Origin of the sequence: Romboutsia sp. 1001285H_161024_C4, from assembly GCF_015550185.1 — a bacterium.
GTDB classification, from domain to species: Bacteria; Bacillota; Clostridia; order Peptostreptococcales; family Peptostreptococcaceae; genus Romboutsia_C; species Romboutsia_C hominis.
Genome location: NZ_JADNAJ010000005.1, coordinates 240,656 through 250,836, shown reverse-complemented (window position 1 = coordinate 250,836; position 10,181 = coordinate 240,656). Strand labels below are relative to the sequence as shown.

7 protein-coding genes are annotated in these 10,181 nt (G+C 28.8%); all 7 read left to right on the top strand.

The features are described from left to right. On the top strand, nt 1-552 hold a 552-nt coding region (gene uxuA, locus I1959_RS10725; protein ID WP_195237883.1), incomplete at its 5' end, for a mannonate dehydratase. Nucleotides 553-678: 126 nt separating this feature from the next. Continuing rightward, nucleotides 679-2,079: a glucuronate isomerase gene (uxaC, locus tag I1959_RS10720; RefSeq protein ID WP_195238277.1), complete on the top strand. Its 1,401-nt coding sequence runs from the start codon at nt 679-681 to the stop codon at nt 2,077-2,079. A 22-nt stretch (nt 2,080-2,101) separates the two neighbouring features. Continuing rightward, nucleotides 2,102-4,159, top strand: coding sequence for a Gfo/Idh/MocA family protein (locus I1959_RS15800; protein ID WP_330405512.1), 2,058 nt, complete (start codon nt 2,102-2,104; stop codon nt 4,157-4,159). Between the two features lie 29 nt (nt 4,160-4,188). Next, nucleotides 4,189-5,187, top strand: a complete 999-nt coding sequence (locus I1959_RS10705) for a Gfo/Idh/MocA family protein (RefSeq protein ID WP_092925138.1) — start codon at nt 4,189-4,191, stop codon at nt 5,185-5,187. 5 nt (nt 5,188-5,192) lie between these two features. Next, nucleotides 5,193-6,050, top strand: a complete 858-nt coding sequence (locus I1959_RS10700; protein WP_092925140.1) for a sugar phosphate isomerase/epimerase family protein — start codon at nt 5,193-5,195, stop codon at nt 6,048-6,050. A gap of 67 nt (nt 6,051-6,117) precedes the next feature. Beyond that, nucleotides 6,118-7,569, top strand: coding sequence for an MFS transporter (locus I1959_RS10695; protein ID WP_092925142.1), 1,452 nt, complete (start codon nt 6,118-6,120; stop codon nt 7,567-7,569). A 259-nt stretch (nt 7,570-7,828) separates the two neighbouring features. Continuing rightward, nucleotides 7,829-10,132: a glycoside hydrolase family 2 protein gene (locus I1959_RS10690; RefSeq protein ID WP_195238274.1), complete on the top strand. Its 2,304-nt coding sequence runs from the start codon at nt 7,829-7,831 to the stop codon at nt 10,130-10,132. Nucleotides 10,133-10,181 lie beyond the last annotated feature (49 nt).

The window sequence follows — 10,181 nt, the reverse complement described above, 5'->3', positions numbered from 1 at the left end:
AAAGATATAGATGAAGAAAAGTTATGGGAAAATCTTGAATACTTTATAAAAGAAATAATACCAGTAGCTGAAGAAAGCAACGTAAAAATGGCTATACATCCAGATGATCCACCATGGGGTATATTTGGACTTCCAAGAATAATAACAAATTTTGAAAATCTAGAAAGATTTGTAAATCTTTATGATAGTGAATATAATGGTATAACTTTATGTACAGGATCACTTGGATGCACAAGTACTAATGATGTAGTAAAAATGGTTGAATACTTTGGAAAAGAAAAAAATAGAATAAACTTTGCACACTTAAGAAACGTATTAATAACAGGAGAGAGTAGCTTTAATGAAGTAGCTCACTTATCTGAGTGTGGATCGCTTGATTTTTATGAAATAGTAAAAGCATATTGTGATTATGACTTTAAAGGACCATATAGACCAGACCATGGAAGAATGATATGGGGAGAAACAGGAAGACCAGGATATGGACTATATGATAGAGCTTTAGGAGCAGTTTATATAAATGGATTAATAGAGGCTATAAATAAAAATAAATAATTTGAATAAATTAGTCTAAAAAAAGAAAATTAATTCAAATATTGTTAAAAAAATTTTATGATAAAATATTTAGTATAAGTTAAATAAAGTCAAAATTTTAATTAAGTGAAATATATGGGGGTAAATATGAAAACGTTTATGGATAAAGACTTCCTATTAAATAGCGACACGGCAAAAACATTATATTATAACCACGCAGCAAAAATGCCTATATTTGACTATCACTGCCATTTACCAGCAGTAGAAATAGCAGAAGATAAAACATATGAAAATATAACTCAAATGTGGTTATACCACGATCACTATAAGTGGAGAGCTATGAGAAGCTTTGGTATAGATGAAAAGTACATCACAGGAGATGCTAGTGATTTTGAAAAGTTTAATGAATTTGCTAAGATGATGCCTTATTTAATAGGAAACCCTATATATCATTGGTCTCATTTAGAGCTTAGAAGATACTTTAACATAGAAGAAACTCTAAGTGAAAAAACTGCCGAGATTATATGGGAAAAAGCAAATCTTAGTATCAAAGAAAACAATTTAAGTGCAAGAAAGCTAATAGAAATGTCAAATGTAGTATACATAGGAACTACAGATGATCCAGCTGATGATTTAATATATCATAAAAAAATAAGAGAAGATGAAAGTTTTGAGTGTAAAGTAAGACCTACATTTAGACCAGATAAAGCACTTAAGATAAAAAACGAAGGTTTTATAGATTATATAAAAGCTTTAGGAAAATTAGAAAATGTAGAAATAAAAACATACAGTGAACTTTTAAAAGTACTTAAAAATAGATTAGACTTCTTTGTAGAAAATGGATGTAATATAACAGATCATAGTTTAGAAAGAGTTTATTTTGAAAATTCAACAATAGAGGAAGTTGAAGAAATTTTTGTTAAAGTTTTATCTGGAGAAGCTATAAGTGATAAAGAAGCTTATAAGTATATAACTTTTACATTAATAAGTTTAGGAAAGATGTATAGCGAGAAAAATCTAGTTATGCAACTTCATATAGGTGCTCTTAGAAATAATAATACAAGAATGTTTAACAAAGTAGGGGTAGATGCAGGATTTGATAGTATTGATGATGGGGAAATCGCTTATTCATTATCAAGAATATTAGATAGTCTAGATGTAGAAGATAAACTACCTAAAACTATACTATACTGTTTAAATCCAAAGGATAACGAAGTACTAGGTACTATGATAGGTAACTTCCAAGGTGGAGGCATAGCTGGGAAAATACAATTTGGTTCTGGATGGTGGTTTAATGACCAAAAAGACGGAATGGAAAGACAGTTAATGGCACTTTCACAACTTGGATTAGTTAGTAAATTTGTAGGAATGCTTACAGACTCTAGAAGTTTCTTATCTTTTACAAGACATGAATATTTTAGAAGAATACTTTGCAACTACATAGGTAACTTAGTTGAGAATGGAGAATATCCAAACGACTTAGACATACTAGGTCAAATAATTGAAGATATATGTTTTAACAACTCAAACAAATACTTCTTAGGATAAAACATTTTATATGGGGGCGCGTATGTTAGAAAATATAAAGATATCGGGATTTTCAGATGAAATAAGCAGTGATTTTGATACACAACTTCAAACAGTAACAGAACTTGGTATGGAGTATATATCAATAAGAGGGGTAAATGAAAAAAATTTTAGTGAATATAGTATAGATGAACTAAAAACTTATATAAAGCCAAAATTAGAAGAATATAAAGTAAAAGTATCTTCTATAGGATCACCTATAGGTAAAGTATTTATAGATGATGAAGAAGGTTTTAATAAGCAAGTAGATTTATTAGAAAAATTATGTGAAATGGCAAGTATACTAGAGTGTAAGTATATAAGAATGTTTAGTTTCTATATGCCAAAAGGTAAAAATCCTGATGACTATAGAGATGAAGTTATAAAAAAATTAAATATATTTACAGAAATAGCTAAAAAGCACAACATAATACTACTTCATGAAAATGAAAAAGACATATACGGAGATATATCTTCTAGATGCTTAGATATATTAAAAAGTGTAAATTCAGATAACTTTAAAGCTATATTTGACTTTGCAAACTTTGTTCAGTGTATGGAAAACACTAAAGAATGCTATGAACTATTAAAAGAATATATAGTATATTACCACATAAAAGATGCAAATAAACGTGATAATCAAAATGTAGTATGCGCAACTGGTGAAGGTAAGATAGAAGAAATACTAACAGATGCTATAAAAAATGGATATAAAGGCTTTGTAACTATGGAGCCACACTTAGTTATATTTGATTCATTAAAAGATTTAGAATTAGAAGATGTTAATGAAATAATAAAAGAAGACAAAGGTCTAGACGGAAAGAGTGCTTATGCACTTCAATATAAATCTTTAGTAAACATATTAGGAAAAATTGAGTTTAGATTAAACAAATTTGGAGGGGACGATATGAAACAAGTAAGATTTGGGATAGTTGGAATAGGTCAAATGGGTGGATCTCATGCTAGTTGGTTAGCAGAAGGAAAAGTAGCAGGAGCTAAGTTAACAGCAGTTTGTGATATAAACCCAGCTAAAAAGGAATGGGCTAATGAAAAGTTACCTAAAGATGTAAAATTCTTTGATAACTACATAGACATGTTAGATAGTAAAGAAATAGATGCTGTATTAATAGCTACACCACACTACGATCATCCAGTAATAGCTATAGAAGCATTAAACAGAGATTTACATACATTAGTTGAAAAGCCAGCAGGCGTTTATACTAAGAAAATAAGAGAAATGAATGAATTAGCAGAGTCTAAGCCACACTTAGTATTTGGTATGATGTTTAATCAAAGAACAAACCCATTATATCAAAGAATAAAAGAAATAGTAGATAACGGTGAAATAGGGGAAATAAGAAGAACTAACTGGATAATAACTACTTGGTGGAGACCACAAGCATACTATGATATGAGTGACTGGAGAGCAACTTGGTCAGGAGAAGGTGGAGGAGTATTAGCTAACCAAGCGCCTCACCAATTAGATTTATGGCAATGGATATGTGGAATGCCAACTAAAGTAAGAGCTAACTTACAATTTGGTTCTCACAGAAATATAGCTGTTGAAGATGATGTAACTGCTTTTGTTGAATACGAAAACGGAGCTACTGGAACATTTATAACTTGTACACATGACATATTAGGAACTGATAGATTTGAAATACACGGGGATAAAGGTAAGATAGTAGTTGAAGGAAGTAAGAAAGTAACAGTTAAGAGAATGAAAGAAAGCGAAAATGAATTAAACAAGAGATTAACTTTTGCTGATGTTGCAAATCTTTTCAGAGGAGAAGGTATGGGAGATTTATTCGAAGTTGAAGAATTTGAAATACCAGATCAATGGGGAGTTCAACATATAAATGTTATGATAAACTTCACTGAAGCTATATTAGAAGGTAAAAAATTATTAGCACCAGGAACAGATGGTATAAATGGAGTTATATTATCAAATGCAATGCACTTATCAAGCTGGACAGGAAAAGATATAGAATTACCATTTGATGAAGATTTATACCTAGAAGAATTAAACAAGAGAAGAGAAGCTGAAAAAGCTAACGCATAAATAAAAATAGGAGAAAGAAGGGAAAATATATGGCACTAAGAATAGGGATTATAGGTCTAGGAGATGTTTCTATGGTTCATCTTCATGCAATTAAATCAAATAAAAATGCAAAGCTAGTTGCAGTATGTGATATAGATGAAAATAAAAAAGATTTAGTAAAAGATGCTAAATTTTATACAGACTATAATGAGATGATTAAAAATGAAAACTTAGATTGTGTTCATATATGTTTACCACACTACCTTCACTATCCTGTAACTAAAGAAGTGGCTAATCTAGGAGTTAACATACTCCTAGAAAAACCACTTTGTTTAAACGCGAAAGAAGCTAATAAATTTAAAAAATTACATGACAATACAGATTCTAATATTTGTATATGTCTACAAAATAGATACAACAAAACAACAAAGCACTTATTAAATATAGTAAATTCTAAAGAATATGGAAAAGTAATTGGTATAAAGGGGATAGTTACTTGGAGTAGACCAAAAGAGTATTATGACATAAAGCCATGGAGAGGTAGTATGAAGTTAGCTGGTGGTGGAGTTATGATAAATCAGTCTATACATACATTAGATTTAATGCAATTATTAGGTGGAAAAATAGATTCTATAAAAGGTCAGGTTAGTAACTTATTAGATTATGATATAGAAGTTGAAGATACAGCTAGTGCTAGTATAAATTTCTCAAATGGGGCTAAAGGGTTATTCTTTTCAACAATAGCATATTGTGACAGCTCTAGTGTTGAGATACAGGTAATACTTGAAAAGGGTAAATTTACTATAAAAGATAGTAAATTATATAAATCAGTAGGTGGAGAAAAAGTTTTAATAGTAGAAGATGATAAACTTAGTGGAAGTAAGCATTATTATGGAGCTAGCCATAAAGAAATTATAAATGATTATTATAATTGCTTAATAAATAACACTAAAGATTATATAACTATAAATGACGCCATACCTTCTATAAAAATTATAGATAGTATAAGAACTTCATCTAAGGATAATAAACAAATATTATGGGGGTAAATAATATGACAAAACCAACAATAGGCGTTCAAATGATGATGCTTAGAGAAAAAGTACAAGAAATGGGTATAACTGAAACTTTCAAAAGAGTTAAAGAAATAGGATTTTCAACAGTAGAATTATCTCAAATACCTATGACTGAAGAAAATGTATCTGAAATAAAAAAATGTTTAGATGAGCTAGATATGAAAGTATGCGCAACTAGTGCAGCTATAAAGTCTTTAATGCCTTCTATTAAAATGGAAAACTTAAGAGATGACTTTGACAAAATAGTATCAGATACTAAAGCATTAAATTGCAAATATATAAGAGTAGGAATGATATCATTTGATTGTTTAGGATCAAAAGAAAAGATAATTGAGTATACTAAAGAATTAAATGAATTTGGTAAAAGATTAAAAGAAGAAGGTCTAGAACTTTATTATCATAATCACCATGTTGAATTTGCTAAATATGATGGTGAGTATATAATGGATATAATGGCTAAAGAAAGTGACCCAGAGTATTTAGGATTTGAGCTTGATGTTCATTGGTTACAAAGGGGAGGAGTAAATCCATTAGAGTGGATAAAGAAACTAGAAGGAAGAATAAAGATAATACATATAAAAGATTATAGAATAGCCCAAACTATAGACTTATCAGGTGGAATGGAACAAATAATGACAAATATGGCATTAATGGTTCAATTTGCTGAAATAGGAGAAGGAAACTTAGACATAAAAGCTATAATAGATTTAGCTGGAGAAACAGGGGTTGAACATATATTTATAGAGCAAGATGATACATATGGAAAAGATCCATTTGAAAGCTTAGAAATAAGTGCAAGAAATTTAAAAGCATTAGGATACGAAGATAGATTTTAATTAGTAATTTTTTTTAAAGATTGGGAAAACAATTTCAAAGATTTAATAATCGAAAGGGGAATAAAAAGTGTCTAACGTATCAAAACAACAATATAATAGTGCTAAATTATGGCAAATAGGACTTTTCGCTTTAAATAATACTGCCACAAATGTAATAATGTCTATAATGACTTACTTGGCAATATTTAGTCAAAATATACTAGGTATAGCTGCGGTAACTATAGGGGTAGTTATAACATCTATGAGAATATTTGACGGTATAACAGATCCAATAATAGGATATATGATAGACAAGACTGAAACTAAGTTTGGTAAATATAGACCATTTATGCTAGTTGGAAATATTATATTATTAATAACTGTGTATTTAATATTCGGAGTAGTACCAAACCTTAGTAAATCAATGAGATTTCCGGTACTTTTAGGAATATATGTAATATACATAATAGGATACACATTCCAAACAGCTTGTACAAAAGCAGCACAAGCGTCATTAACTAATGACCCTAAGCAAAGACCATTATTTACAATATTTGATTCAATATATAATAGTATATTATTTTCAGTATCAGCATTAGTAATAACTTCTATATTACCTCCAATGTTTGCTGATGGATATGAAAATGGTTTATTAAATCCTGAAATGTGGAAGATGGCAGCAATAATATTTGGTGGAACTTCATTTGTAATGACAATACTTGCAATTATAGGTATATCAGGGAGAGATAAAAAAGAATTTTACGGTGTCGGAAGTGCAGCAAATCAAGTTAAGTTTAAAGATTACTGGCCAATAATAAAGTCAAATAGAGCTATACAAATGCTAGTTATAGCAGCTTCAACTGATAAGTTAGCAAGCACTCTTGCTAATGCAACTAAGATGTATTTATTTGGTAACGTATTGATGAATATTAGTTTACAAGGTGAGATGAGTGTTATAACAACTCCAGTAACAATAATTATAACAATAATTGGAGTTAGATATGCATCAAAACTTGGGCAAAAGAAAGCTTTTGTTGCAGGTACTTGGTTAAGTATGGCAATGTTATTTGCAATGATTATAATACAACCATTTGATAATGTATCTATGACTAATATAAATTTAAATACTATACTATTCTTATCTATAACAATACTTCAAGGTGCATTTGCAGGGATATCAGGAAATATAGTTATACCAATGATAGCAGACTGTGCAGACTATGAAACATATAGAACTGGAAAGTTTGTTCCAGGTATGATGGGTACATTATTCTCATTTATAGATAAGTTAATATCATCATTTAGTTCAACATTACTTGGAGTAGGGCTTGCTATAATAGGTATGGCAAATGCAGTAATAGTTCCAAATACTCCAGCAGATACTAAGTTTTTCTGGTTAATAATGACGTGTATGTACATAGTACCAATATTTGGACATATAGCATCTATAATAGCTATGAAATTCTATCCATTAGATGCAGCTAAAATGGCTGAAGTTCAAAGTGGATTAAACAGTATAAAAGAGAAACAAGGTGCTTAAGGTTAAATTTTATTTGAGTGTTTTGTAAACATATTAATTTAAGTTTAAAGTAACGTATTTTAATCATAAAGAATCTCATGTAGTGATATATGAGATTCTTTGTGATTTTATTTATAATAAAAAAGAAGGTTTAGTAATAGAATTTGAAAAGTCGTTAAGTTAACCTGTAAAATAAAATTAATACTAGTATACCAATAAACCAAAATATATGATATACTAGTATTAATCTTAGGAAAATGTTTTACAAAGGGGAGATATTATGAGAAATATTATTAACATCAATGACAATTGGAAATTTGTAAAAGAAGATATTAAAGAAGCTTATATAAAAGACATTAATTTAAGCACTTGGGAAAATATAAGCATCCCCCATACTTGGAATGCTATAGATGGAATAGATGGAGGCAATGATTTTTATAAGGGAGCTTGCTGGTATAGAAAAGAGATATTTATAAATAAAGAATATGAAAATAAGAAAATATATATAGAATTAAATGGATCAAACAGTATAACAAATGTATACTTAAATGAAAAACATTTAGGAGAGCATAAAGGAGGATATTCTACTTTTAGATTTGATATAAGTGATGTAGTAGAATATGGAAAAGTCAATACAATAGCAATTAAAGTAGATAACTCTATAGTTGATGATGTATATCCTATATGGGCAGATTTTACATTCTATGGTGGTATATACAGAGATGTTAATCTAGTTGTTACAGATAAAACTCATTTTGAATTAATGAATGAAGGTTCTTTAGGAGTATATGTGTCACAAGATAATATAACTAAAGAAAGTGCAAGCATAACTGTAAAATCAATAATAAAAAATGATTGTGAAAAAGAAGAAGCTATAAAATTATGGATAGATGTATTAGATAAAGAAGGAAATATTGTAAAATACAATGCAAAAGATATATTATTAAACCCAAATGAATCTAGGGAAATATCACTACCAATAAATATAGAAAACCCTATACTATGGCATGGGGTAAAAAATCCATATTTATATAATGTAAAAGCATACATAATGAAAGATAATGATGTATTAGATGAATTAATAATACCAACAGGGTTTAGATACTATAGATTTGATGCTAAAGAAGGATTCTTCTTAAATGGAGAACATATGAAGTTAAATGGTGTTTCTAGACATCAAGATAGAAAAGATAAAGGTTGGGCACTAAGCAAAAAGGATCATGAAGAAGACATGAAACTTATAAAAGAAGTAGGTGCTAACTCAATACGTTTGGCTCATTATCAACACGATCAATACTTCTATGATTTATGTGATAGAGAAGGTATGATAATATGGGCGGAAATACCATTTATATCAGTTATGTCAAAGACTGATTTAAAAGGTGAAAATGCTAAGAGCCAATTAGTTGAATTAATACGTCAAAACTATAACCATTCAAGTATAGTTATGTGGGGAGTACAAAATGAAATACAAATAGGTGGTATAACTGACGAGCTTAGAACTCTAGTTAAAGAACTTCACCAACTAGCTAAAAAAGAAGATAGTACTCGTTTAACTACTCAAGCACAAGTTATGATGGTTGAAAATGAAGATGAGTTTCATAATTATACAGACATAATGGCTTATAACAAATATTATGGATGGTATCAAGGTGAAGTTGAAGAATTTGCTCAATGGTTAGATGATTTTAATAAGGTAAATCCAGATACTTGTATAGGTATATCAGAATATGGTGCAGAAGGAATAATTAAGTATCATACAGATAATCCACAAGTAAAGGATTATACAGAAGAGTACCATGCACTATATCATGAAAAAGTAATGAAGATATTTAATGAAAGAAAATTTGTATGGGGTACATACGTATGGAATTTCTTTGACTTTGGTTCTGATTTTAGAGATGAAGGTGGAGTTAAAGGAAGAAATAATAAAGGTTTAATAACATTTGATAGAAAAGTTAAAAAAGACGCATTTTATATGTACAAATCACTTTGGTCAGATGAAAAATTTATTCATATAAATAGTAAAAGATATATTGATAGAGAAAATAAATTTATAAATGTCAAAGTATACTCTAACTTAAATGAATTAACTTTATTTGTAAATAACGAAGAAGTAGCTACATTAAATTCAAATCATATATTTAACTTTGAAAATATAGAGTTAGTAGATGGACAAAATGAAGTAAAAGTAGTGGCAAAGAGTGAAGGCAAAGTTTACACGGATTTTGCTATATTTAATAAAGTAGATGAAAGAAATTCTATTTATGACTGTCCAGAAGATAAAGGTGGAGTAGTTACAAATTGGTTTAATGATGATAAAAACAAGTTTGATGATGTTGAAATTAAAGAACTTAATATTACAGATGATGTATATTCAACAAAATGTAAATTTAAAGAATTAATGGCCAATGAAGAAACTAAATCTATAATTGAAAAATATTTTGGACAAATGCTAGAGGGCCCAACTGCAGGTATGTTAGAAGGTATGACAATTGATCAATTAGCAGAATTAGCAGGTGGTCAGATAAGTGATAAATTTATATACGTATTAAATTCAGAATTAGTTAATATTAAAAAATAGTAATCAAATAAGGTATATAAATTTTATATACCTTATGATTATAAATCTA